We start from the raw sequence: 26,819 nt of genomic DNA, 5'->3' as shown, positions 1-26,819 counted from the left end.
ACTAAGCCAACTTTGTAGTTGGACATTGGCGTCCAATACAAAACCGAAGGAAGTTCATCATATTTGGCATTTAACTGTTTGAAAATAAGTGATTATGAACTCTTTTGCGGAGCCGTTTTTCACACATGAAAAAACGGAAGAACTCTTGTTTTTTACCCGTTTGCAAATTTTATTTTGTCATAATTGAAGTGAACAAATTGCCGTATGCATTATTATGGTTACCTTTAAGGCTTTCAATACATGTTTGATGAAAAACTTAAACATGTTCAAAGGTCAACCGGAAACCAAGACGTGGGTTTCCGGGCTTGTAAGGAACTTTCAGATTTTTTTTACTGGCTTGGCTTGATGTTGAATTAGAATGATCATTTAAACGGAGTTCTTATAACAAGGTGATCCTTTAGAACAATAGCATACCGTAAGACCAACATTCACTTGTGGTATTCCCCTGATAGGTTTCTTTCCATTCCTTTTGCGGAGGCCTAGAATGAAACTGGGCCCGTTCTGCACCGGGTGTTGCTTTTGAAGTCGTAACCTCATTTTTAAAAAAGTAAAATTTATGGAATTAGTAGCCTTTTTTGTCATACATTGGTATGCCTCATTATTTTTTCAATCGGTTTTCCACCACCGTTATGCCGCACACGGTTTGTTCACCATGTCCCGGACCATGGAAAAGTTATTTTACCTCGGTTGTTTTTTCACCCAAGGTTCCTCGTATATGAGCGCTTCTGCTTATGGAATCATGCATCGCTTGCACCATGCACACACCGATACGGAAAGCGATCCGCACTCTCCTAAAAATACGCCCAGTATTTTGGGGATGCTTTGGTCCACCCGGAACAATTATTTTAACATCTATTCCGGTAAAACCGAAGTGGACGAAAAGTTCAAGAAAAACTTGCCGGATTGGAAGTCCTTTGAAAAAATAACCCATAATTGGATTGTCCGTGTGATGTGGATCGGCATCTATACAAGCATTTATATACATTTCGCCACGGCTTGGTGGATGTTTTTATTCTTACCCATTACCTGTGCCATGGCTTCTTTGCAAGGTGCGGCTGTCAACTGGTGGGCTCACAAATTTGGCTATGTGAACTTCCGGGTTAACAATACTTCTAAAAACATACTTCCGATAGATTTGATTTTTTGGGGTGAGGCCTATCACAACAACCATCACCGTTACCCTAACAATCCGAACAACTCTGCCAAATGGTTTGAAATTGATCCGGGGTATTATATGATGAAACTGTTGGATAAATTAGGGATCATCCGGTTGAAAACGTTGGCTCCGACAGTCTGATGAATATCACGATTTGACAACAAAAGCCCCCAATAGTTGTATTTGCATCTATTGGGGGCTTTTGTTGCTAGAGGATGACTGGAAAGTCTTCTAAAATATTTGCCAGTTGAATAAAAAATATTGTTTCAGAGATGATTAACTTTGGTTTACCAATTAATCAAAAACCTTAATCATATGCCACATTTTGTCATGGATTGTTCGGAAAATATCCTTGAACTGAAACAACCCGAAGAAATCATTCAGGCGGTATACGCTACTGCCGAAGCTACCGGACTTTTTGCCAAAGGAGATATTAAAGTCAGGCTTAACCCCTATAAATACTTTACCGTGGGAAATACCAAAGACGATTTCATCCATGTCTTTGCCAATATTATGGAAGGCCGGAATTCGGAACAGAAAAGCGATCTTTCCCATAAAATCGTTTCACGGCTAAAAACCATGTTTCCCGGTGTTCCGATTATTTCCATGAACATCCGGGATTTTGAAAAAGCCGGTTATTGTAATAAATCCATGGTGTAAGTGCTACCTTGTTTGATCCGGTTAAGGTAGGCAATGCAACATTTAGACTGAAACGTTATACTAGCTTCGGTTCGATTTGTAACCATAACCACTATTTTCAACTATTCAAATGAAAACAACAACACTACTATTCCTGGCAGTATGCTTATTTTGGGTGGCTTGTACCGCAGAAAAAAAAGAGGAAAACAAAAATTACCCATCAGACTCTTTGATCATCAAACCTTTAAGCGAAAATGTATTTGTGCACACTACGTATCTGGCCATTCCCGGTTACGGTAACTTTCCTTGTAATGGATTGATTGTGAAAGACCAAGGGGAAGCGGTGATTTTCGATACCCCTTCTACCGATTCGGTTTCGGTGGAATTGATCGAATGGGTGGAAAAGGAGTTGGATTGTAAAATCAAAGCGGTGGTGGCCACACACTTTCACGATGATTGTTTAGGAGGGTTAAATGCTTTCCATGAACGGAATATTGAATCGTATGCAAATAACCCAACCATTACTTTTGCCGGACAAGAAGGGAATCCCATTCCTCAAAAGGGCTTTGACGGAGTCCTTGAGATAATGGTAGGGAGTAAAAAAATAGTGAATACGTTTTTTGGAGAAGGACATACCAAAGATAATGTGGTGACTTATGTACCCGGAGAACAGGTGTTGTTTGGCGGATGTCTGATCAAAGAAATGAATGCCGGCAAAGGTAATCTGAACGATGCCAACACAGCAGATTGGCCGGTTACGGTTCAAAAAGTAAAAGAGGCATATCCTGAGATACAATATGTAGTACCGGGGCATGGAGAGGTTGGCGGTCCGGAGTTGTTTGATTATACCATTAAACTGTTTCAATAAAGAAGATTTACATGGCTGCTTATGGATGAAGTCCCGGAACCGTTTTATCAAGAGTTTTGGTGTAAACGTACCTAAAACCCTTGCGTTATTCTACGGATTGGATACGGAGGGGGGAGGGTAAATCCAACGGATTGCCCAATGAATTGTCAAGAAAAATAAACATTTCTTTGGAGAACTAACGGATTCCGATAATTTCGAATACAAACAGACTAAAGGCTATTTTTTTACCTGAATTCTATGAGCATGAGAAAGATTGTTTATTATGTTGCTTGTTCTGTTGATGGGTATATTTCAGGACCTGATGATGATATCAGTGGATTCAGACAAGAGGGTAGTGGAGTGGAAAAGTATCTGAATGACTTGAAGGAGTTTGATACGGTAATTATGGGAAGAAACACCTATGAGTTTGGCTATCAGTACGGTTTAAAACCCGGTCAGCCTGCTTATCCCCATATGAGGCATTATATTTTTTCAGAAAGTCTGCAACTGGAAAAACCCTCTGATAAAGTAACTGTTTGTATTCCGGATATTGCCACCGTTCGCTCGCTTAAGGAAGAATCCGGTTCGGATATATATTTGTGCGGAGGAGGAGTGTTTGCCGGTTGGCTGTTAGAAAATGAAATGATTGATACTTTAAAAATAAAGCTCAATCCTTTTATTCAAGGAAGCGGTATAAAGTTATTTGCGGATACCCAAAAGGTGTATCAATTGATCTTGAAAAACCAGGAACAGTACGACCATGGCTTGCAGATCATTACCTATGAAGTGAAGTATTGACCTCTTACCCGGACCACCGGAGTTTGCCATGAGAGCATGTTTAAGTTGTGTTATGGGCGGTTCCCGCAACGAATTTTAAACATGCTTTTTATACTAAAACAATGAATAAAGAATGAAAATAACACTCCTGTATATATTTCTTTTCTGCGGACTCTTACCGGAGCTGATGGGGCAGTCGCAGGTTGCTATTACCATTGACGATGTGCCAAATACTCATCAGTATGAAAAGGATGGTTTCAAATCCCGCTTGTTGGAGCAATTGGACTCTTTGGATCTACCCGTTGCTATTTTTATCAATGAAGGCTTGCTTTATAAAAATACTTCTACGAAAAAGAACCTTGTACTTCTGAAGCAATGGGCCAAACGGAAGTATATCACCTTGGGAAATCATACTTACCGGCATTCCCGGTATTCCCAAGTAGGCTTTCACGCATTTATGGAAGATGTGGAAAAAGGAGAGAAAATGCTTGATAAACTTGCTCTGAAATACCGTAAGCGCTTGAAGTATTTCCGCTTTCCATTTAACGATTTGGGTGAAGACTCTCTTCAACATGCGAAAATTGAGCAGTTCTTAAAGGCTAAAGATTACCAAATTACCCCCTTTACCGTGGAGAGTTCCGATTGGATGTTTAACTATCTGTATGAACAGTATCTGGAGAAAGGAAAAACTGAAGAGGCTAAAGCTATAGGGAAGGCCTACATTGATAAGACACTGGCCCTTTTCGACTTTTTTGATTCCCTGAGCCTGAAGCTTTACGGAAGACAGATCAAGCAGATTTACCTTTGCCATGACAATACGCTGAATGCCGATTATCTGGCTACTTTGGTGGATAAACTTCAACAAAAGAACTATTCTTTTATCAGTTTGGAGGAAGCCCTGGAAGATAAAGTGTATGAAAGTCCGGACGTATACTATAAAAAATGGGGTGTTTCCTGGGTGTACCGTTGGATGACTGACTCAAAAGAAAGAAGCCGCCTCATGCGCTCAGAACCTTCGGTAGAGGAATATTATAAAACATATCAGGAACTTAGTACAGCCGGAGAATAAGTAGGGTTTGCCGGAAGGGATGAGTAAGAGTCTATGATCGACTTTGGGAAAAGGGGGACATGATGGGTTGATAAGAAAAAGACAAATAAGGGATGATTGCAGGGCTAAATCTAAGGATTTGAGTACTTTTGGAAGGAATTAAGAAAATCCAAATTAACCTTTACCCTTAAAGGGGAGATGAAAGCATCGGATAACCTCCGGTATAGATTACGATTTACAATGAGACTTTTACTATTAAGCTTGCTAATTGTAGGGAGTTTACTCTCGTGCAATTCTCAAAAGCAAACAACAGAACAAAAAAACATAGAACAGTATATTGAACATCAACTTCCTTATACCGGTCTATGCTCATTTCAGGTGCGGGATAACCAATGGATTCGAAATCCGGAGAATATATTGACCGTACACGAAACCCTCAAAAAGTCTTTCTACCAGAAATATTTAACAGAAGAAATCTTGGAGGAAACGCCTTTTATCTATGGCGATTTATATTTCAATACGCCTCTTAAAACCAAGATTGACTCTTTACTCCTCACCTATGCTGAGCATCAGGAAGCCACAAAATATTACCGGGAGTTTTGGGAACGTAGGAAGCAAGAGAAAAATGATTCTACAGTCAATCTGGTGTTGGGAGAAGTCCAGGCGATGATGAATGGGCAAACCCTGGAAATCCGGGAAGAATATGTAAACGCTACCTTGGAAAAGTTGATTGGCATTTGGGGGGATTTCGAAAATATGACTGTTGAAAAAGCGAATGCGCATTTTGCGTTTTTCAAAGCGATGAAAATGCATCAGTCTGCGTACAACTTGCTTTATGAAAATTCACATTATGAGGCATTGCGCATCCACCGGGATTCCTTAGTAGCTACACTAGTAAGCGAAAAAGTGAATTGGGATACGGTTGATTCCCGGATTGTATTTATTGAGGACAATACCAAATAGATAAACGTTTTATGAGGTTTAGAATCGCCAGCAAAGAGGACGTTCCAGCCATTGTGAAACTGTTGGCAAATGATGTGTTGGGGAAGACAAGAGAGCGTTTTCAAGAGCCGCTGCCAAAAGAATATTATCAAGCGTTTGAGAACATCGTATCAGATCCTAATCAGGAATTGATGGTGGTGGAAGACGAACAAGCCTCCGAAATCATGGGTACTTTGCAACTGACTTTTATACAATACTTGACGTATCAGGGAGGTATCAGAGCCCAATTAGAAGCGGTTCGGATCAGGGAAGACATCCGGGGGCAAGGAATCGGGCAGAAGATGTTGGAATGGGCGATTGAGCGAGCTAAGATCCGTAAGGCTCATGTCCTTCAACTAACAACGGATAAACAACGGCCGGAAGCCATTCGCTTTTATGAAAAACTAGGGTTTAAAGCCTCTCATGAAGGTATGAAAATGCATTTTCCCTCTTGATGCGTAAGCATTCCGCATTGCCCGGCCAGGGTATTTCATAAAGTGTAGAAAAGTAATCCATAAATCATATATTTTATCATGCGTTTTTTAGAAAAATACCTGAATGAGAATTTCTTTGTCATTACCGGAGGGCCCGGTGTTGGCAAAACCACTTTACTGGATGAATTGAATAGAAAAGGGTTTTGCTGTGTGCCTGAGGTTGCCCGTGAAATTATCAAAGAACAAATGAGTAGTAAGGGGGATGCGTTGCCTTGGGGGAATAAAAGGTTGTATATGCAGCTGATGTTAGAACGCTCAGTGGAAAGTTATCAAGAAACCGTAAAAACAGACACCAGTCCCATTTTCTTTGACCGGGGAATCCTCGATACTCTGTGTTATGCAAAATTAATAGAAGCTGAGGTTACCAAAGAGATGGAACATTATGCCCGGAAGTTTCGCTATAATTTTAAAGTGTTTCTGTTGCCTCCTTGGAAAGCAATTTATCAAACAGACACCGAAAGAAAACAATCCTGGGAAGAAGCAGTTGCTACGTATGAAATGATGGTAGAAACGTACGAATATTACGGTTACAACGTGATTGAAGTGCCCAAAAGTAGTGTTGAGGAGCGGGTCGAGTTTATTTTAAAACATATTTCTTGATAGGGGTGCTCCTTTCGGAATGGTATTATATTAATAGCTGCACATGTACTAAGTCGTTAGCCTTGATTTTAAGCGCTTCAGATAGCTTCCTTCTCTTTTTTATCAACAAATCATATTGACTTCTCCGGGACGGCCCTTCTTCATGGGGAATTGTTGAGTACTGATCACCTCTATGGCCTCCATTGCTGGCCTTTTTCATCAAAATTTAATACTTTGATAAAGATAGGTATATTTAGGTATTCTGTTCAGTTTATATATTGATTTTCAAAAATTTAATTACTAAACTAACCTCGAAATGCTTATGAAACCGAATCTTTTATTCTTTCAAAGGTTTTGGCCTTTGTTAGTGCTGTTTTTCTGTGGGATGAAGCTAACTGCCTATGCACAAACTTCCGTCTTTATCAACGAAATTCATTATGACAACACCAGTACGGATAGTGGGGAAGCCATTGAATTGGCCGGTCCGGCAGGGATTGACTTGAGTGGCTGGCAAATTGTGTTGTACAATGGTAGTGGCGGAGCTGAGTACAACACACGCACCTTGTCCGGGAGTATTCCGGATGCCGGAAATGGAGTGGGGTTTGTTGTGGAAAATTATCCGGTAAACGGCTTGCAGAACGGTAGTCCCGATGGCATTGCTTTGGTCAATCAATTGGGGCAAGTGCTGCAGTTTTTAAGTTATGAAGGTTCGTTTACGGCTGTCGGGGGCCCGGCAGACGGAATGACAAGTACGGATATTGGAGTTTCGGAAGCCTCGTCTACTCCTGTGGGTTATTCTTTGCAATTGGCCGGAAATGGTAGTTTTTACGAAGACTTTACCTGGGAAGTAGCTTTGGCAAATACCTTCGCCCATCAAAATACCCATCAAACTCTGGGTACGGTTCAAGCGGTAGTCATGATCAACGAAATCGATGCGGACAACCCCGGTACGGACGACCGGGAGTTTATCGAGTTGTTCGATGGAGGAGTGGGAAATACTTCGCTGGACGGTTTGGTAATGGTGTTGTACAATGGCAATGGAGATGTGAGTTATCAAGCGATTGATCTGAATGGCTATACCACTAATGCTACCGGTTATTTTGTGATCGGAAGTAGCAACGTATCCAATGTGGATCTGACGGTTTTTACAAGCAATGGCCTTCAAAACGGAGCGGATGCTGCGGCCTTGTATGCCGGCAATGCTTCGGACTTCCCCAATGGCACGGCTGTAACGTTGGATAGCTTACTGGATGCGGTGGTGTACGACACGGATGATGCGGATGACACCGGTTTATTAGCTTTACTGAATAACGGTGAATTGCAGTTAAACGAAAACCAAAAAGGCGATAAAGACCAACACTCTTTGCAAAGAATACCAAACGGGTCCGGAGGTTTGCGTAATACTGTGTCTTATACAGTGGCTATCCCTACTCCGGGTATGCCCAATGAGGAGGGAGCCGTTACCCCGGGTGTGGTCAGTATTGCTACAGCCAGAGCTTTGCCGAACGGAGAAACGGTGACCGTACAGGGAGTACTGACAGTTACAGATCAATTCGGAGGACCTGCATACTTGCAAGATTCTACCGGGGGAATTCCTGTTTTTGACTTGGCGGTGCATGGAAATGGGGTTTTCCAACTGGGTGACGAGATTAAGATCACAGCAAAGCGGACGGAATTTCAACAGCAAAAGCAATTGGGAAGTGTCAGCGAAGTAGTGTACATTGGGACAGCTTCCTTACCTGCACCGGTTGAGATTTCATTGAGCCAGTTGGCAGACTACGAAGGACAATTGGTACACTTGACAGGCGTGGAATTTCCATCCTCCGGGCAGTTGTTATTTGGCAATTCCAATTACAATGTGTCGGATACATCCGGAAGCGGCCAGCTCCGTTTGGATGCGGAAGTGAACAGTCTTGTCGGAAAGGTACAACCTGATGTTTGTGAAGTCACCGGAGTGATTGGTAGTTTTCAGGGGGCTCCTCAACTTCTCCCGCGTTTTGCTGCTGATTTACCTTGTGCTACCGATTTTGTGCCACCTTCGGGCTCGGTGTCTTCCGATTCCACGCTGGATATTGTGACCTGGAATGTGGAGTGGTTTGGGAATTTAAGTAATGGTCCATCCCCTGAAAATTTGCAAAAGGAGAAAGTAAAAGCCGTTATCGAAGCCATTGATGCCGACTTGTATGCTTTTCAGGAAATTGCCGATGAAAATTTATTACAACAATTGGCCGATGAGCTTCCCGCTTACGAATTGATTGTGAATGTGACCCATGTGTCTTACCCGCCTAATGTGCCTGGTGATTCTCAAAAACTGGCCTTTTTGTACAAAAAAAGCATAATCAATCCGGTGGCCAGTAAGGCCTTGTTGGCTTCCATCCATCCCTTGTACAATGGTGGGGATGCCAGCGCTTTGACGGGCTATCCGGCAGATCCTTCCCGTTTTTATGCCAGTGGGCGTTTGCCTTTTATGTTGGTGGCAGATGTGCAACTTAACGGAATTTCAGAGCGCTTTCATTTTGTCAATTTGCATGCCCGGGCCAACAGCAGCAGCGACGCGGCCGGAAGGTATGCCATGCGGAAATACGATGTGGAGGTTTTGAAAGACAGCCTGGATACTTACTTTGCGGAGGAAAATATCGTGATGCTGGGCGATTATAATGACGATGTGGACGAAACCGTGGCCGATGTCCCTACCACACTGACCTCCTACGAAGTATTTGTTAACGATACGGTCAATTATGCCATCAAAACAGCCACTTTGAGTGAGGCCGGCTATCGCTCTTATGCATTCCGTGAAAATATGATTGACCATATTACCCTTTCAGATGAATTGTTTGATAATTACCTGACAAGCTCCGAAATCGTGCATTACGAGTTTTTTGACGGAGACTATGCCAATACCACTTCCGATCATTTTCCTGTTTCACTGAATTTGCACCTGATGCCAGAGCCAATGGGTATTGCAGGTTTTATGATGACAAACCCTTGGAAAGGCGAACATGTGATGGAAATTAAGGAGGGCATGGAAATTAACCGGAGGAAATATAAATCCGAACAACGTACTTCCTGGTTCAATATTCAGGTGATGACTGACAACGAAGAAATAGGAAGCGTATACTTTGAATTGCAACGAAATGGCAAGGTAATATGGAAAAATATCTGTAGTTCAACCCCATACGAATTGTTTTGGTGGGGAGGTATTTTACTAAAAGGAGACTATACACTTACCGCTACTCCTTATTCGGAGAACTGGGCAAGGGGGGAAGCCGGCGAATCGCTGACAAGTTCTTTTAAAGTCATCAATAAAAGTGACAGAAAAGGAAGTTCACGGGAAGCACTCTTGAGAAAGCCGGATGGTGTTGATGCCGGGCAACTAAGTATTTACCCCAATCCCTCAAGGGGGCAGGTGAATATTACACTTCCTCTACAAGGGGCAAGTGCCGGAATTCTCACCATTTATAACAGTACCGGTCAGGTGGTTTTTTCAAAAGAATATCATGAAAATACAGTCGAAAGTTTTGATTTGAGCCGTTTTGGCAAAGGCTTGTTCGTTGCTTCTTTCCAAGTGGAAGAAGAGGTGCAAGTAAAGAAGTTTTTAGTGGAATAGGTTGTTGAAATAACCTGTAAAAAAATTGCTGTAAAGTCAATTCGTTTATACCCCCTTACACATAGCTGTCATAAAACTCAACTTGAGTTTTATGACAGCTATGCCTGTTTCTCAGGGTTGTTGTCATAAAAATGTAGTATAGTTTTTTTGTAAAAGTGTTGGTAATCAGCATTTTTGAAGCAAAATAAGAGTTGCTTTTGCTTGAGAAATTTCTTATCATGTTATGGATATGCGCTACTTATTTGGAAGGAACAACTACACTATTTTTACTATGAGTTCTTTGTAATTTATGAAGCCGTATTTAAAATTTTGGGTTTGTTTTCTGATGATTGGATGTATCGTATCTTGCACCAAAGAGGGAGATGTTGGGCCTCAAGGTCCTCCGGGTGATCAAGGGGCCCAAGGCGATCAGGGAGACCAAGGGGAAAGGGGAACCGCTAATGTAATCTATTCCGACTGGATCAACTTTGATGCACAAAAATGGAGTGATCCCACTGATTTCTTCGGGCAAAACAGGAGGATCTATGAAATTGACGAAGATAGTATTAGTGAGGATATCCTGAATGTAGGAGTCGTAAGTGTATATGTAAAATTCGGAGGGACTTCCAATAATATTCAACCACTTCCGATTACTCAGGCCATCACCTTGATAAAAGCTCAAAGCTTGATCCACTACCTGAAATTAAACCAAATTGTATTGGCTTTTTATAATGAGGATGATACCAATGACCCGGGTACTATCGGTCCCGGGAATAGTTACAGGTATGTGATTATTCCCGGGGAAATTCCGAGTTCGGGAAGAATCGAAGAGGTAGACCTTTCTGACTACGAAGCGGTAAAGGAGTATTATAACCTTCCCGATTGATTGTAGAATCAACGAGTATAAGTGTCTTTTGACGCTTCTGAAAATTTGTAAAAAGTCCCGGTAGTGATATGTCTACCGGGACTTTTCTTACCAAAATAAGGCTTGGTTTTCTTCCTTCCACATTAACAAGCGGAATTCTTCATAGTGCTTGCCATTACCAATGGTATGTGTGTCGCGGTGGCCTTTGTTGAGTTTGAGCTTATGAAGGATGCCGGCATAGGTGCCTACCGCCAAGGTGTTTTCATCAGGAGAGAGGGCCATTCCGGAAATAGTAGAACCTAAAAAATACCGCCATAGGTTATTCCCTTTCTTGTCAAAAGCCCGGATATAGCCATAGGCATCTCCCAGGATATAATAATCTTTGGTAGCCACACCGGCATATACCCTACACGCTTCGTCTATGGTTTGGAATCGTTCTTCTTCGGAAGGCCATTCGGCAGTTCGAAAATCCGGCAGGTCTTTGGTGGAAACCCCATAAGTGGCCCCATTGTAAAAATGACAGGCATTCATAATCAGTTGGCTTTCATCCTTTGCAAACAAAGCAAAGTGCGGATAACTGGATTCCGGTGGGAGTTCGGCAATCAATTCAAGTTGCCGGTTGTACACCAGGTGGTCAGATGACTGATGTCCCAGGCAAAAGAAGTTTCCGGAGGGAGAAATAGCGGCATGTTCCATATCCAAAATATGCAGAGAGTCGCCTTCCGTCTCATCGTAGAAGTATTCCTCCAGTTCTTCCGGGCCGGGCATCATTAGTTGGGTCCTTTCTTCCGAAAGGTAATAGATTCCCCCGCTACTTACCAGTAATACGGCCTTCCCATCGGGAAAGGGTAACAAATCGGTTACGGTGATGTTCGGGTGCGGCAGATCGAATATATGCAGGACCTGGCCTTCCTGGCCTTGGGTCAAAAGGATTTTTCTGGAACGCATGTTCAGTGCGAACACATCATTTTCTAAAGATTTACCTACACAACGAGCCTCTTTCAGAGGACGTAATGTCTGGCCATCCAATATATAGGTAGGTTGTTCCTGATAAGAACTACCTACCGTAAAGACAAGGCGTTCGTTATCGGAAAAGTGAATATTCTGAATGGATTGACCCTGTTGATCGAGCATTTGAACAAAAGGCAAATGAGCCGGAGGAAACTGCTCGCGAAATCGTGCAACCTGCCCTTGGGCATTGGCTGCCTTGAGACTATTGAGTACCGCTTCTGCCAAATGACTCCGTTTATCTTTGGGCTCTTCTCCTTTCCAACTGTCCCAACCGTGCTTATCGGTATAGGCCACCATTTCATTGACGGCTTGGGCATAGACTTGCCCTTTGCTATACCATTCCTGTTGAAGTGCTGTATCCATTTCAGTCATTTTTTTACTTTAATCTATTTGAAAAGTGTATCTGAACATCCTCTTTATCTGTTGAGAAAAATGCAGAATGATTTGATAAACAGAATAGTTAAAAAGGTGGTTGTGATCCGTGTTTTACAAACCTAGTAGCAATCTTCCGGAAGTTTATCCCCTTTTCCGGTGAAGTTGGAAATTAACGGTAAAGCATCAGTGAACAATGAAAAATATAAGAAGCTGTAGGGAATTACATATTTTTGGCTGTGAAATTGACTTTCAAGAATTTGGGTGTGGGAGCCCGTTTTCTGAAACTGGATAAAAAATACTATAGTATGACTTTGTATTAAAATATGTAATCAAATAACGAATGATAATGAAACGATTTTTACTATGTTTTTGCATCTTGTGGTCCGCTTGTTCACAAGTAGCGGAAAAGAACACAAAACAAGCCAGTGAACAAACAGAGCCTTCCCCTGAGAAGCTTGAGCCATCAAGTCAAAATGAAACACAAGCTACTTCTTTTCAGCAATTGTTAAGCAACGTTTCGTCACAAAAGCTTCCTTACACTGATTCGACCAACTTTGACAATTTCAATAAAGAAGACTACTTGACGAAAGAGCAGATGCGACTGCTTCAGCTGCACAAAATTTATCCTGAAATGGATAAAGAAGGGTTTACGTTGAAAGCGGTCTTGTCTTACAGGTTGGATTTATCAGTTGAGTATACAACGCTTGTGGTGATAGTGTTTAAAGGCGACCATGAAATGGAAAGCCAATTGATTAATTACGATACTCAGGAGCAATTGATAGATCATCTGACTATTTCCTATGATGAAATTGCGGAAGGTTGGAGTCGTAAAGAGTCTCTGGTTGGAAAAGAGAAAATTACTGTTACGGATATTTTATGGATGGAAGAAAAACAAGTGGAAATTACCGAATATCTTCTGGATACAAAAGGGAATATCAATCCGGTGAAATCGTAAGTTCGAATTGATCGTAGACATCTCTGAAAAAGGCTCCCGATAGCCTAACTACCGGGAGCCTTTTTATTATTCTTTATATGCCCAGTTGGCTGTTTGTATATGTTGTTTGAGGTATAGTGCATATCGAAAGGAAGACTCATGAATGAGGTGATAGCCATCGCTTGTGGTGTACTCTTGGCAATCCGGCAATGGAATATAAGCGTATTCTGAGGGAGGGAAATATGCTGAAAACGCTTCCCGTATAGCATTCGGGCAGGGTAAGTCACATAACTCAGGATGCACAGGCATCTCAAAAAAAGAAATGGTTATGCCTTTGGCTTCCAGTTCCCGCACCAGTCGCTTCAAGGTTGTAAACACCCGTGTGATCTGTTCAGGTTTTGGAAGTTGTGAGTTTTGTGAAATAAAATAACTCAAGGTAGCCTCTTTTAATGCAACTTGTTGTTGGGTAAGGGGCTGGGTTGTTTGGGTTTTAAACAAATGGATAATCTTATAAGTACATTGCCAGGTGACTACTCCTCCCAGTACGGCCAAGGGCTGGTTTTTCTCTTGCAATGAAGGAAGGTGTTTTTTGATGGGGAAAGGAAAAGGGGATGAAAGGGCTTCCGCAAAATATTTATTTTTTCCTCGCATGACCATATTTGTTTCAATGTATACTTCTTTGGGTGGCCTTTCCATTTGAGTCAGTATTTCCAAGCCATCAAAGATACTTTGCCCGCTGAAAGCCAGGTTTTTGGTATCCGGCAGACTATCCATGATCAAGAGGGCAGAAAGAGAAGACCCCAGAATGACCCGTTTTACCGGAGTATCCCGGTAAATAAACTCTTGCGCTTTCATTAGATTTTGGTGCCATTGGTTTTGAGCTGTGTTCCACCAAGGGTTTATAAAGACAATCATTGTTGTGTACAATGTTATTGAGATCATGCTTGTTAACAAAGCTTTGCGTATCATAATGATTTAAGTTAAAAAGTAAGTAATATGTGTTCTTGGAGAGGAGTTGGGTAGATCAAGAAATTAAAATTGAAAATAAATAAAGGCACCGGTCGTACCACTATTTGTAAAAATCATAAATAGTAAAAAGCCATAAACAGAATAGTCGAACCGGATCATCTGCTGATACTTCAGTGGAGAATGTTCTTTAAGCAGGTATGCTATATGGTAGGCAATGACGGGCAGGGAATAGAGCAAACAATAGGTGATTATTTTGTAATGATCTTCTACCATCCAATTACTCCGGATGGTGTGCATATAAGCCATGACATGTTCAAATTGAGGGAGCTTAAATAACAGCCAAGCCCATGTGACTAAACAAAATATCAGTATTCCTTTAAAGAATTGTACCGCTTTGGAAGAACGTAGAGTAAACCAACTTGTAAGGATTCGCTCGATGGCTAAGGCCAAACCATGAAAACAACCCCAAACCGCATAGCTCCATGCGGCTCCATGCCATAAACCACCTAATAACATTGTGATCAACAGGTTGAGATAAGTTTGAAACGGGCCTTTGCGATTGCCTCCCAATGGAATGTAGAGGTATTCTTTTAGAAAAGACGAGAGTGAAATATGCCAGCGCTTCCAGAATTCGGAGAAAGAAGTAGCGATATACGGAAAGTTAAAATTCATCTTCAACTGATAGCCAAACAGGCCGGCAATACCGATGGCAATGAGGGAGTAACCGGCAAAATCCGCAAAGATTTGAATGGAATAGCCGAAGAGCATTACCAATAATGTTAAAGAAGAAAGTTGTTGAAAATAGGGGTACATGATCCAAAAAGTAAAGTCCTTTAAATTATCAGCAATGACCATTTTGAGGAAATAGCCCATGACCAGGTTTTTAAAACAAGTCTCCCAATCAATATTCCGGAGGCTTTTCTTTGTGATTTGGGGCAAAAACTCATGGGCTTTTACGATAGGGCCAGCCACCAATTGAGGAAAGAAAGAGATGAAAAACAAGGTGTTACGACAGTGTTTAAGAAAGGAGTGAGCAACCGTATCCGTACGGGAAGTATATTTTCCTTTGAATACATCCATGACCAGACTGATGCCCTGAAAGGTGTAAAATGAAATCCCCACCGGTAAGGGAATCGAAAGTAGAAAATGCCCGATTGAATCACTGCTTTGAAAGAAAGTGTTGGCCACTAAAGGACTGTATTTGAAAAAGGCCAGAATGAACAAATTTGCCATCACTCCAACAATGGCAAATGCCTTTTGGTAGTGTACCTTTCCATGTACGACAAAATAACTGGTAAGGCAATTGACGGTAGCAGATGAGACGAGTAGGATGACCAGCACCGGTTGACTGGAAGCGTAGAAGAGCAAACTTGAAAGGATTAAAATGATTACCTGGCGTTTGGCCATAAAAGGCAGGTAATACAAAGCGAAAGTTACCAGAACCAATCTGGCAAAATCAAAACTATTGAACAGCATTTTTACTTAACAAATAAGGGGAAATATTTGGTAGTCAGTGTTGCTGAATCTAAAATACTAATATTAAAATTTTATACCTATTTTATTGTATATGTATTAAGAAATGTTTGCGAAACATTTCAGCAATGTGTATTTGCCCTGCACTTCTGTGTACAGTTTAAGAAGGTATTTATATCATTAAGTAGTAACTAAATAAAGTGTCAATAAGTAATTTCTGGTAAATAGAGCGTATTGGTGTATATTCGTATGTTCTCCCTCGTTAATTTGAGGTACTATTCTGTCCGTTTTTAAGTAATCATGCAGTATTTATATTTGGGAATCATCTTATTCTTCTCCTTGAGTTCTTTTGCGCAAACCGTGGAAATTTCCGGGCGTGTTTTTGATGAAGCAGGGGAGCCACTACCTGGCGCTGTATTACATGTGAACGATAGTATTTATGCAATAACCGATATTGAAGGGAACTTCAGGCTTCGAGCTGAAGTTGGTGATACGGTAATTTGTTCTTATGTGGGTTTTAATAAAAATCAGTTTGTCATTACAGACGAAACCGAGTATAAAATTACCTTAGAAGAGTTTGTTGTATACTCATGTGGGATGAAAATTTATGTTGGCGATTATGAGGAGGTATATTATTCTACGAATACAACTTCTGATATAGCAATAGGTTATAGTTATTTTTTTAATAAGAAAGGTAGTTCAAGCTTTTGGAAGCTAATAAAGAGAAAGGTAGGCTTAGGAGTGGAAGTACTGCATACGAAAAAGGATTTTGATACATATGTTATCCCCTTTCTCCAATTACATGGGCTATTCGGCTTTGATATATTTGATGGCAATGTAGATCCATTAAAATTTGGTGTTGGAATCAACCCCTATATCAGAGTTGGACCATCGTATTCATTCAATCGAGAATGTTTTACTCCAAAATATGATTTTGGAAGTTATTTTATCTCTACAAGATTGGGAAAATTTAATATCAGAATGGATGCAAAATATACGGTAATGAAACATTTGGACGATGGCCTTTTCTTCAATATCGCATTTAGTAAACTTTGGTTTTAATTTTTAAACGCATATAGGCTAATCCGTTATCATCAATTTGCCAATCACTATCTTAGTTTAGATAAAAACAGAAGTAATGCAGTATTAACGGCCTAATCCCTCAAAATATAAGAGGTACTCCTTTAAAAAAAAACTTATATAAATGCGTGTTTTTGGGGTGTTGGCTATACTTTCGTATTTGAAACAAACCCCTAAGTATGAAAACACTATTTACGCATTTTACCCTTCTTACTATTTTAAGTTTTGCAATATGGGGCTGTAGTTCCGGTTCGGAAGATTCGAGTAACCCGGACCCGAAACCCATTCCTGATCCGGATCCTGAGGTACCCGAAGTAGCCATTTCCTTTTTAAAAGAAGGTACGGAGTACATGTACGATTATAACAATGGACTTGAAGTGCTGCCTATTAATATGGTGGTGGAAAAGCAATTGTCCAAGGACACGTTTTTAGTCAGAAATTATACCGAAACCCCTTATGTAAACCCAACAATCTATTGGGTATTGAAGGACAATATGTGGTATTCTTCTTACCGTTTACGTGATCCTGATTTTTATCAGGTAGAATGCAAGTTTGGTCAACCGGTAGGAACTTCTTGGACGGTAACCAGAGGGATTTATACGAGTACATATACGATTGAAGCGGTGGATGTCACCGTAAAAACCGGAAAAGGCGATGTGGAAGATGCGATCAAGTTAAAAATTAAAGACCCTTTTGGAGATATTGAGTATTCGTATGTTTCGCCTACGGTAGGACCAATAGGAAATGGAGATTATGACCCGGAAGGCGGTGAATCCTCCCTTCAACTGAAAGACTATACTTTAGGAAGCCTATCCAAAGATGAGAATGTACTCCCTGCCATTACCTTTGGTGATTTTCCTTTTATGAAAGTAGGAGCTTATTGGAAGTTTAGTGCAGAAGATATTTCGGGAAAGAAGTCGGTGTATACACAAGAAATTATTGGTAAGGTAGATGGGAAAAATATTTATAAGGTAAAACTAACGAATGCTGAGGAGACCGTTTATTCGAATTGGTATGAGGATAACGGCTTGTTGATGTCTTATGAAGAAGGAGAAACATTAGTACAGGCCGACCCGATTTATATGGATGCTTCTGTGGCCAAACCGGAATATGGATGGACCGGTACCGCAAAGAATGGTAGTGTGTTTATTTACCGTATTGCTGAAATGAATAGAAAGACAAATACCTTTTTTGGTGAGTTACCTTGTATGTTGATAGATGTCACTAACTTTAACACGTGGCAGACAAACTATTGGAATCAGGAAAAAGGTCATTTGTCGATTGACGGCATATTTTTAACCAGTGAGGTAGTTTCCTCAAATGCTAAAATGGAAAAAAGACCCTTCATTCCATTTTTATCATTGTAAAGAAAAATACATACAAATAAACAAAAACAGCGCTTGGGCTACCCCAAGCGCTGTTTTTGTTCTTAGCCGAATTTATGGCCGATGGTATGGCCACCGGCTACGTTGAGGGTCTCTCCGGTCACAAAGTCGGCTGTCGCCAGGTAGTAAGCCGCTTCCGCAATGTCATCCGGTTCTCCGATTTTTTCTAACAAGTGCAAGCCTGCCAGACTCTCTACATTTTCTACTCCGATTTTGCCCTGTAGAGGACTTCTGATAATCCCCGGTGCTATGGTGTTCACCCGGATATTGTCTTTGCCGAATTCAGCGGCCAGTTGCCGGGTGAGCGCATGAATGGCGCCTTTGCTACTGACGGGTGCCGCTGAAGGAAAGCCCGCAATAGCATGTTCTACTAACACGGTACCGGTATTAATGATGGAACCTCCCGCTTGCCGGAGCATTTGACGGATGGCCGCTTGTGAAGTGAAGAAAGTACCTTTTAAGTTGATGCTTAAAAAGCGGTCAAGGTCAGCCTCTTTTACTTCCAAAAAGGGTTGGGGTTGAAATACCCCGGCATTGTTGACCAGTACGTCTACTGCTCCGAATTTTTCTACGGCAACGTTTACAAGTTTTTCAGCGACTTCTTGTTGACTGATATCCCCGGTGACGGGAATAACATTCGATGGTGAGCCAAACTCCTGGTAGGTTCGATAAAGATTAGCTTCCGTAGCCGAATTGATGATGAGGTTGCTTCCTTTTTCTATAAATAGCGTTGCAATGGCTTTGCCTAATCCGGTGGATGCTCCGGTGATAATCACAGTTTTTCCTTTCATGGTTCTTTTAGTTTTTAGCTTGGATGATCTCTGAATATTGTGTTCCCCTAACACCCCAATTGTCAATGTTCACTTCGTCAATGACTACGTGTGTCATTTCCGGGTTTTTGTGAAGAACTTCTACGAGCAGTTGAGTAGCCCCGGCAATCAATTGTTGCTTTTGCTCCTTACTTAGATTTTCGTCTGTGACTTTGATGTTGATATACGGCATGATTGAATAAGATTTTTGTTCTTACAAATCTCGTCCGGAATCATATCCGTAGAAAGGTAAAGATTCACCTATGAATGGTAATTTTTCACCAAAGTGGAAAGTAAAGGCTGAAAATATATGGAGATGAAATCATTCAGTTTAGCGTAGATTCCCGGAAGGAAGCAGGAGTAATACCCGTGTATTTTTTAAAATACTTGACCATATTGGTAGGTTCGTCAAATCCCAGGTGATACGCAATCTCCTTCACAGACATTTTGGAACCGGCCAATAGGCGTTTGATTTCCAGGATGACTCTTTCCACAATGATTTCTTTAGGAGTTTGTTGGCAGTACTGGGCCGTATACCGAGAAAGGCTGTTATAAGTCAGGTTGAGGTGATCTGTATAATAATGGACCGATTGCGTATTTTTAAAGTTTGATTCAAGTAGTTTGGTGAATTGTCGGATGGCTTCGGAATGGGAGACTCCCTCCAAGTCTTTTTGTTGATTTGTTTTGAGATGATTACAATACAGTAAAAAGAGTTGGATCAAATGATAAGCGGAAGCCTTTTTCATATCCGGATTCCAACTCTCAGGAATAAACCGTAACTGCTCCAAAAGACCATCCAGATAGTTGCTATCTTGCCCGTTGGTTTTGAGAATTTGCTTTCCCTCATAGTGTTCGCGAATACAGAAGGATAGCAAGAGTTGTATGTCTTCCGATGAATGGTTGAGTAGCTCTTGAGCAAACGTAATGACGACATATTCGCTGTCGGGAGTTGTAAACTCGAAAGAGGTATTTTGATTTTTGGAAATTAAAATCAGAGTGTCCGGAGCAAACGGATATTCTTTAAAATCAATAAAGTACCTGCCTTCTCCTTGTCTAAGCCATACTATGGCATACCAGTTTTGAAATTTGGGACGAAACAAACCGGAAGTCTTTTCCACACCGGGAAAAGAATTAACGTTGAGGGTAAAATTTTTATGTTCGGCTATAGGTGTCATCTTCAAAATAAGGCAAGAAGAGTCTTTTTTTGAGACTGTTTTGTTTTTGTAAAGGAACAAAATTTACTCTTTTTCTAAAAGAAAACCCTGCCTGAAGCAAATGCCATAGACAGGGTTTGGTCGGTGTTTCATCCGGATGGGTTATTGTATCCAACCTCCTCCGAGAGATTTATACAACTTTACTACGCTTTGCAACTGTTCCTTTTTTAAATTGATATATTCCAACTCAGCTAGCAAGGCCCGGCTTTGTGAATTAATGACTTCCAGGTAATTCGCATATCCCACCGAGAACATGGTGTTGGAATTGTCAATAGAGCGCTTTTGTACGGCTACTTCTTTTGCCTTAAGTGTCAATTGCTTATTGAGGGTCTGATAGTTATTTAAGGTGCTTAATACTTCCAAGTAACTATTCAGTACAGTTTCCTGATACGCTAAGTAAGCAATTTTTTGTTTGGCCTTCGCAGTTTCCATGGCCGTTTTAATTTGCTTTCTATTGAAAATAGGAGCGGTCAGCCCTGCGCCCGCCTGATAAATGGTAGAGGCTGGGCTTAAGAATAACTTACTCAATTCAAAGGCATTAAATCCCGCCATGCCAAACAAATTGATGGAAGGGAAAAAAGCGGCTCTGGCTACCTGTACATCTGCTTTGCTGGCTAGCAAATTGCGTTCGGCCATCCGTATGTCCGGCCGGTATTGTACCAGATTGGCCGGGACACCGATTTTGAGTATTTCCGCTTGGGTATTGACTTGTGTAAGTGGCTCCCGAACGATTTCCTCTTCAGGATAAGTCCCCAATAGTTTACTCAAAGCCATTTCCGTAGCATACACTTCCCTTTCTTTTTCTATTAATAATGAACGGGTATTTAAAACCTGAGCTTCAAATTGATCTACTGCCAACTGATTTTCTTTCCCGGATGCTTTCAGTTCTTTGGTAAGATCAAAGGCAAGTTGTTGGTTGGAAATGTTTTTTTCCAAGGCATTGATCTCTTCGTCCAAACCGCTTAGCTCATAGTAAAGATTAGCGACTTCCGCAATCAGCCAGGTGTTGACACTGTTGCTCATTTCCTGGGTAGCCATCCACCGGGCTGCTGCGGCTTTTTTCCGGTTTTTATATTTTCCCCATACATCCACTTCCCATTTAAATTCCGCTCCTATGATAAAGTCAGTATAGGGACTGGGCAGTTTTTTATCATCCGGTACGGTTTCGGAAATATTGGTATCTGCATTTCCCACACCGTCCATCGTATATTCTCCAAAGCGTTTTACACTGGCACCGGCAATTCCGTTTAGTTCCGGTAACCTTCCGGCTTTGGCCTTTCGCAAGTCCGCATGGGCTATTTTGATTCGCTCCAGCGTTTTTTGGACCTCTTGGTTGTTTTCCAGGGCGATTTGGATCAGGTGCCGGAGTTTTTCGTCCTCAAAAAACAATTCCCAGTTGGTCGATGCCAGGCTATTGCTGGTGTCGGCATCCACCGTGAAATGCCGGGGCAAATCCAACGTTTGGTTTTCTTGCGTCACTTTACTTGACTTACATGCATTCAAGCCCACAAGGGTCATCAAGCAAAGTATGAATAGTTTGTTATATTTTCTATGTTTTGTCTTCATCATTGGGCCATCTCAGGTTTGGGTTCTTTTTTGTTTTTCAGGTAATCCGACAGGGACTCGAAGGCTACATACAAGCCCGGTATCAAAATAACCCCGATGAGTGTTCCGATTAGCATGCCTCCGGCTGCGGCTGTTCCGATGGTCCGGTTACCGATGGCTCCTGCACCTGAAGCGATGGTTAAGGGAATCAGTCCACAGATAAAAGCAAAGGAAGTCATTAAGATCGGACGGAGCCGCTCTACCCCTGCATGGGTGGCAGATTCCACGATACCCATGCCTTTGTCTCTGTTTTGAATGGCAATTTCAATAATCAGAATGGCATTTTTCCCGAGTAGTCCGATGAGCATGACCAGTGATACCTGGGCGAAAATATTGTTTTCTAACCCTAGCAACTTTAAGAATAGAAAAGAGCCAAATATTCCGGCCGGCAAGGAAAGGATCACCGGTAACGGCAAGAAGTAACTCTCGTATTGGGCCGCCAAGATTAAATACACAAAAAAGAGACAAACCAAGAAGATATAAATCGCCTGATTACCCGATTCGATTTGTTCACGGGTCATACCCGACCATTCAATCTGGTATCCCCGGGGCAAAACTTTCAGGGCTGTTTCCTCTACGGCTGCAATGGCATCCCCACTACTGAATCCTTCAGCGGCTTCCCCATTGATCATGGCTGAAGTAAACATATTGTACCGGGTCAACTGCTCCGGGCCGTAAACCCGTTCTAAATGCACAAAGTTGGAGTAGGGAACCATGTCGCCCGAATTACTTTTGGCATACATACTCAATAAAGATTCGGGATGTGCCCGGTAATGAGGAGCAGCCTGTACCATGACTTTGTACATTTGCCCGTAACGGATAAAGTTAGAAGCATAGAAACTTCCGATATAGCTTTGAAGCGTTTGCATGGCTACATCCACCGCAATCCCTAATTTGGCGGCTTTGTCGTGATCTACATGCAGAATGTATTGAGGGAAGTTCGGGTTAAAGTTGGTAAAAACTTCCTTGAGCTCTTCCCGTTCATTCAGGGCTTTTACAAACTCCTGGGTGGTTTGTGCGGTAAGTTCCAGGTTACCTCCGGTTTTGTCTTGCAGGCGTAGTTCAAAACCGCTGGCATTACCAAATCCGGGAACCGTAGGCGGAGAGAAAAATTGAATTTCCGCATCCGAAATATGAGCTACCTTCTCTTGGTATTTTTGAATCAATTGTTCCACACTTTCTTCCCGGCTTCCCCAATTGACCAAGTTGATCATCCCCATGCCATAGGAAGCGCCTGCGGTTTCCGTTAAAAGACTATATCCTGCCAAAGTGGAAACCGTTTCGACTTCTTCGTAAGGCAATAAAGCACTTTGAACTTCATCCAACACCGTTTTGGTTCGCTCTACGGTGGCTCCGGGAGGGGTAGTGACATTTACATAAATCATCCCTTGGTCTTCCGTTGGAATAAAGCCCGTAGGCAAAATGTAGGAAATACCATAGGTTCCGAAAAAGAATACGCCCAGTATTCCGAAAGTAACGGCTTTTCGTCCGACAATCTTTTTTAAGATTCTGGCATACCTGAATGACAGGTTATCATACCAATTGTTAAAGCCATCAAAGAATCTCTGAATAAAGCTCTTTTTCCCTCCTGTATGGTGGGGAGGCTTTAGCATGATGCTACAAAGTGCCGGAGATAAGGTGAGTGCATTGACTCCCGAAATGACAATGGCGATGGCCAGGGTCAAGGAGAATTGGCGATAGAAAATCCCTACGGGGCCTGACAAAAAACTCACCGGAACAAATACTGCTGACATGACCAAGGTAATGGCGATAATGGCTCCGCCAATTTCTTTCATGGCTGCCAAAGTTGCTTCTTTGGCTCCCATTTTTAAGTCGTGCATTTTCACATGCACTGCTTCTACCACCACAATGGCATTGTCCACTACGATTCCAATGGCCAATACCAAGGCAAACAGCGTGAGCAAGTTGATAGAGAAGCCAAAGAGCTGCATAAAGAAAAATGTACCGATCAATGAAACGGGTACCGCAATGGCCGGTATCAAGGTGGACCTGAAGTCTTGTAAGAAGATAAAAACCACAATGGATACCAGTATAAAGGCTTCGAGCAGGGTTTTTAAAACCTCGTAAATAGAAGCATCCAAAAAGCGGGAAACGTCATACGAAATATTGTACTCCATGCCGGGAGGAAAAGAGGTCCTCTCTAATTCTTCCATTTTGGATTTGATGTTGGAGATTACTTCTCTGGCATTGGAGCCTGGCCGCTGTTTGATCATGATCGAAGCGGAGGGCTTACCATCGGTGATGGACACCATGTTGTAATCTTCCGAATCAAACTCTACCGTGGCAACATCTTTAATTTTGAGCAAGGAACCATCAGGCAATGCTTTGATGGTAATGTTTTCGTAATCCTCTTCCGCATTGAATTTACCCGTATAGCGCAGTACATATTGCAGCATTTGAGGGGATTGGTCAGAACTGATTCCCGACTTCCCCGGAGCGGCTTCTACGTTTTGCCGGTTGATGGCTTCGATGATGTCCTGAGGAGAAAGGTTATAAGCAGCCAAGCGGTTAGGGTTGAGCCAGACCCGCATGGCGTAATCCCTCGAACCCATGATTTCCGCAAATCCAACCCCGTCAATCCGTTTGAGTTCTTTAAGGATATTGATATCGGAAAAGTTGTATACAAACTTCTCATCCTGGGTACTGTCGCTACTCATCAGGTTGAGGTAGAGCAACATACTGTTTACCTCCTTTTCCGTCATCACCCCGGCCCGGATTACCTCTTCGGGTAGTTCGTCCACGACCATGGCTACCCGGTTCTGTACGTTTACGGCTGCCTGATCAGGATCCGTGCCTACCTGGAAAACCACCGTAATGACCATGACCCCGTCATTGGTGTTGACCGATGACATATAAGTCATCCCCGGCACACCATTGATGGCCCGTTCCAATGGAGTGGCCACACTTTTGGCCAATACTTCGGCATTCGCTCCCCTGTACTGGGCCGTAACGGTAACAGAAGGTGGAACAATTTCAGGAAATTGGGTAATAGGTAAAGAGGTCAGAGCCAGGATACCTATAAAGGTGATTAATACGGATATTACAGTGGATAATATGGGTCTCTTTATAAATAACTCAAGCATGATAGATCAGTCGGTTCAATGTGGTTTTGATTGTGTTTAGCTAAATTGTCATAGGCTTCTTCATCCGTGACCGGAGTAGGGTTTACCTCAACTCCGTCTCTGACTTGTTGGATGCCTTCAAAGATGATCCGGTCACCGGACTGGAATCCATCGACCACATAGTACACATCAAACCGCTTGATAGGTTTAAAGCTTTCTACCTTTACTTTATTCTCATTATTTAAGAGATATACATAATTGTAATCCTGTACTTCAAAAGTAGATTTTTGAGGGATCAGGAATACATCTTTCAATTCATTGGTCATTTCTATCTTACCGGTTGCCCCGTGTTTGAGCAGGCCGTTAGGGTTGGGAAAACGCACCCTGAAGGCAATAGAGCCCGTTCCTCTTTCGAAATCGGCTTCCATGGTTTCCAGCACGCCCTTAAAGGGATAGTACTTTCCATCCGACAAAATCAGGCTCAACTCGGTGATATCTTTGTCTTCCCCCCCTTTATCGATCTTTTCCCTCATATAGCGCAGGTACTCGTTTTCATTTACTTTGTAATAAGCAAATACTTCAGAGATGTCTGTAATATTGGTCATCAAATCACCTGCGGTCACCAAACTTCCGGTTTTGAAAGGAATCCGGTCCACAATACCGTCAAAAGGAGCTTTGATCGTGGTATAAGAGAGCATGTTTTGGGCATTCTTCAACAAAGACTCTGTCTCAGTAATATTGGCTTCTGCCACGGCAAGTTTTGATTTGGCCAATTCCAGTTCCGAAGATGTGATGATATCTTTATCCACCAATACCTTGAGGCGTTCTACTTCCAGGCTGGCTGCTTTGGCTTCGGCTTTGGCCTGATACAGGGTGGCATTGGCCCGGTTCACCATTTCTTTCAGTTCGAATGAACTTAATTGAAATAACGCTTGGCCTTTTTTAACAAATTGGCCTTCGTCTACAAAAATATTGTCCACATAGCCTTCCACTTTGGCCCGTACTTCTACAAACTGTACTGCCTGAATATCGCAGATGTACGTTTGAGGAAGGTGGATGGATTTGCTTTTTAATTGGAGAACAGGTACCGTTACAGGTTTACTGTTATCGGTGATATTTTTACGGCCCTCTTCATTACAAGATGTCAATATACTCGTAATGACCAGAGAGAAATACAATAGAATAAGCCGGTAGTTAATCATTGATAGTTTACGTTAAATCATTTAATAAATTTACTTAAAAGAGGATTGAAATTTTGACTTGGAAAATGAGCAATGAACCTGAAGTATTGTTAAAATCCAGTACTTCAAAGGGTTGCATCTCACTAAGTAACCAGTAGCTCAACTAATATGTTTTGATGTTGTTTTTCCTTCTGTAAGTGGCTTTTACAAAGAAGATCAACTGAAAACGTAGTTGTTTTGGAGAACATCTCTTTCAACGAAATATCCTTGTGTGGCAAAATGTACTGATGAATTACTTAGTATGTACCGTTACGTCAAAATGTATTTGAATTTGAAAAGGTGATATCAGAAAATCAAGGGGCATTCGGGCACGCGATAAAACGCCTTTTGATCAAAAGCAATGGATATACATTGTTAATGTTTGCTGTGGAACAAGAGGAAGGATGCATACTTGAAACGTACACACCATGATGCCCGGAAAGCATAAACTTGAATTGGAGTCTATGTATTCTACGGGAAATAACAACAGGTTCTGCGCGTAGGCTGTTAGAAATAAAATCTAGGGAATCATTGGTAAAGACCAACTCTTCATCATTGAGTGGCCCAGGGGAATTTATTTCTATGTTGCTAGTAAAAATAGATAGTACTAATAAAGTATATAAATATACCATGTGCATTAACAAGTTCTCAAGGAAATAGCGATTCAGTTATAAGTTCTAGCCCTAAAG

General features: G+C 41.8%; 22 protein-coding genes. 13 read left to right on the top strand and 9 right to left on the bottom strand.

Features of this window, described 5'->3' with window-relative positions:
• The first annotated feature begins 556 nt into the window (after nt 1-556).
• The 10 genes from AAG747_RS06710 (at nt 557) to AAG747_RS06665 (ending at nt 10,993) form a co-directional block, all read left to right on the top strand.
• On the top strand, nt 557-1,297 hold the full coding sequence (locus AAG747_RS06710; protein WP_346820376.1) for an acyl-CoA desaturase: 741 nt from the start codon (nt 557-559) through the stop codon (nt 1,295-1,297).
• Nucleotides 1,298-1,471: 174 nt separating this feature from the next.
• On the top strand, nt 1,472-1,816 hold the full coding sequence (locus AAG747_RS06705; protein WP_346820375.1) for a 5-carboxymethyl-2-hydroxymuconate Delta-isomerase: 345 nt from the start codon (nt 1,472-1,474) through the stop codon (nt 1,814-1,816).
• A gap of 109 nt (nt 1,817-1,925) precedes the next feature.
• Nucleotides 1,926-2,663 (top strand): subclass B1 metallo-beta-lactamase, encoded by a 738-nt coding sequence (gene bla / locus AAG747_RS06700; protein ID WP_346820374.1) that lies wholly within the window; start codon nt 1,926-1,928, stop codon nt 2,661-2,663.
• 243 nt (nt 2,664-2,906) lie between these two features.
• Complete coding sequence (locus tag AAG747_RS06695; protein ID WP_346820373.1) at nt 2,907-3,440, top strand: dihydrofolate reductase family protein; 534 nt, start codon at nt 2,907-2,909, stop codon at nt 3,438-3,440.
• Between the two features lie 112 nt (nt 3,441-3,552).
• Nucleotides 3,553-4,488, top strand: a complete 936-nt coding sequence (locus AAG747_RS06690; protein ID WP_346820372.1) for a polysaccharide deacetylase family protein — start codon at nt 3,553-3,555, stop codon at nt 4,486-4,488.
• 219 nt (nt 4,489-4,707) lie between these two features.
• Nucleotides 4,708-5,430 carry a hypothetical protein gene (locus AAG747_RS06685; RefSeq protein ID WP_346820371.1) on the top strand — a complete coding sequence of 241 codons (723 nt, stop codon included), beginning with the start codon at nt 4,708-4,710 and terminating at the stop codon, nt 5,428-5,430.
• A gap of 11 nt (nt 5,431-5,441) precedes the next feature.
• Nucleotides 5,442-5,903: a GNAT family N-acetyltransferase gene (locus AAG747_RS06680; protein ID WP_346820370.1), complete on the top strand. Its 462-nt coding sequence runs from the start codon at nt 5,442-5,444 to the stop codon at nt 5,901-5,903.
• Nucleotides 5,904-5,981: 78 nt separating this feature from the next.
• The gene (locus AAG747_RS06675) at nt 5,982-6,542 is read left to right on the top strand and encodes an AAA family ATPase (RefSeq protein WP_346820369.1); all 561 of its coding nucleotides are present in this window, start codon (nt 5,982-5,984) and stop codon (nt 6,540-6,542) included.
• Nucleotides 6,543-6,843: 301 nt separating this feature from the next.
• Entirely contained in the window at nt 6,844-10,128 is a 3,285-nt protein-coding gene (locus AAG747_RS06670) for a T9SS type A sorting domain-containing protein (protein WP_346820368.1), read from the top strand.
• Between the two features lie 289 nt (nt 10,129-10,417).
• Nucleotides 10,418-10,993: a hypothetical protein gene (locus tag AAG747_RS06665; protein WP_346820367.1), complete on the top strand. Its 576-nt coding sequence runs from the start codon at nt 10,418-10,420 to the stop codon at nt 10,991-10,993.
• Nucleotides 10,994-11,080: 87 nt separating this feature from the next.
• On the opposite strand, the gene AAG747_RS06660 is transcribed toward AAG747_RS06665, so the two are convergent.
• Entirely contained in the window at nt 11,081-12,346 is a 1,266-nt protein-coding gene (locus tag AAG747_RS06660) for a hypothetical protein (RefSeq protein ID WP_346820366.1), read from the bottom strand.
• 358 nt (nt 12,347-12,704) lie between these two features.
• On the opposite strand from AAG747_RS06660, the gene AAG747_RS06655 reads away from it, so the two are divergent.
• A complete protein-coding gene (locus tag AAG747_RS06655; protein WP_346820365.1) occupies nt 12,705-13,313 on the top strand; it encodes a hypothetical protein in 609 nt (202 codons plus the stop codon).
• A gap of 66 nt (nt 13,314-13,379) precedes the next feature.
• Here the strand turns inward: AAG747_RS06655 and AAG747_RS06650 are convergent, their stop codons facing one another.
• Together AAG747_RS06650 and AAG747_RS06645 are read right to left on the bottom strand one after the other, a co-directional pair.
• Complete coding sequence (locus tag AAG747_RS06650) at nt 13,380-14,207, bottom strand: hypothetical protein (RefSeq protein WP_346820364.1); 828 nt, start codon at nt 14,205-14,207, stop codon at nt 13,380-13,382.
• A gap of 117 nt (nt 14,208-14,324) precedes the next feature.
• A complete protein-coding gene (locus AAG747_RS06645; protein ID WP_346820363.1) occupies nt 14,325-15,737 on the bottom strand; it encodes an MBOAT family O-acyltransferase in 1,413 nt (470 codons plus the stop codon).
• 297 nt (nt 15,738-16,034) lie between these two features.
• Between AAG747_RS06645 and AAG747_RS06640 the strand changes: the two genes are divergently transcribed.
• Nucleotides 16,035-16,796, top strand: a complete 762-nt coding sequence (locus AAG747_RS06640; protein ID WP_346820362.1) for a carboxypeptidase-like regulatory domain-containing protein — start codon at nt 16,035-16,037, stop codon at nt 16,794-16,796.
• 197 nt (nt 16,797-16,993) lie between these two features.
• Complete coding sequence (locus AAG747_RS06635; protein ID WP_346820361.1) at nt 16,994-18,181, top strand: hypothetical protein; 1,188 nt, start codon at nt 16,994-16,996, stop codon at nt 18,179-18,181.
• 62 nt (nt 18,182-18,243) lie between these two features.
• On the opposite strand, the gene AAG747_RS06630 is transcribed toward AAG747_RS06635, so the two are convergent.
• The 6 genes from AAG747_RS06630 to AAG747_RS06605 form a co-directional block, all read right to left on the bottom strand.
• On the bottom strand, nt 18,244-18,990 hold the full coding sequence (locus AAG747_RS06630; protein ID WP_346820360.1) for an SDR family NAD(P)-dependent oxidoreductase: 747 nt from the start codon (nt 18,988-18,990) through the stop codon (nt 18,244-18,246).
• Nucleotides 18,991-18,997: 7 nt separating this feature from the next.
• The gene (locus AAG747_RS06625; RefSeq protein ID WP_346820359.1) at nt 18,998-19,201 is read right to left on the bottom strand and encodes a tautomerase family protein; all 204 of its coding nucleotides are present in this window, start codon (nt 19,199-19,201) and stop codon (nt 18,998-19,000) included.
• A 133-nt stretch (nt 19,202-19,334) separates the two neighbouring features.
• Complete coding sequence (locus AAG747_RS06620; RefSeq protein ID WP_346820358.1) at nt 19,335-20,183, bottom strand: helix-turn-helix domain-containing protein; 849 nt, start codon at nt 20,181-20,183, stop codon at nt 19,335-19,337.
• A gap of 141 nt (nt 20,184-20,324) precedes the next feature.
• A complete protein-coding gene (locus AAG747_RS06615; protein WP_346820357.1) occupies nt 20,325-21,791 on the bottom strand; it encodes a TolC family protein in 1,467 nt (488 codons plus the stop codon).
• Nucleotides 21,788-24,931: an efflux RND transporter permease subunit gene (locus AAG747_RS06610; RefSeq protein ID WP_346820356.1), complete on the bottom strand. Its 3,144-nt coding sequence runs from the start codon at nt 24,929-24,931 to the stop codon at nt 21,788-21,790. Before AAG747_RS06610 ends, AAG747_RS06615 begins: the two co-directional genes overlap by 4 nt.
• Nucleotides 24,913-26,112, bottom strand: a complete 1,200-nt coding sequence (locus AAG747_RS06605) for an efflux RND transporter periplasmic adaptor subunit (protein ID WP_346820355.1) — start codon at nt 26,110-26,112, stop codon at nt 24,913-24,915. The genes AAG747_RS06610 and AAG747_RS06605 overlap by 19 nt, the downstream gene beginning before the upstream one ends.
• Nucleotides 26,113-26,819 lie beyond the last annotated feature (707 nt).

The organism is Rapidithrix thailandica (genome assembly GCF_039710355.1).
GTDB lineage: Bacteria > Bacteroidota > Bacteroidia > Cytophagales > Flammeovirgaceae > Rapidithrix > Rapidithrix thailandica.
This window is presented reverse-complemented; position numbering and strand designations above follow the sequence as displayed.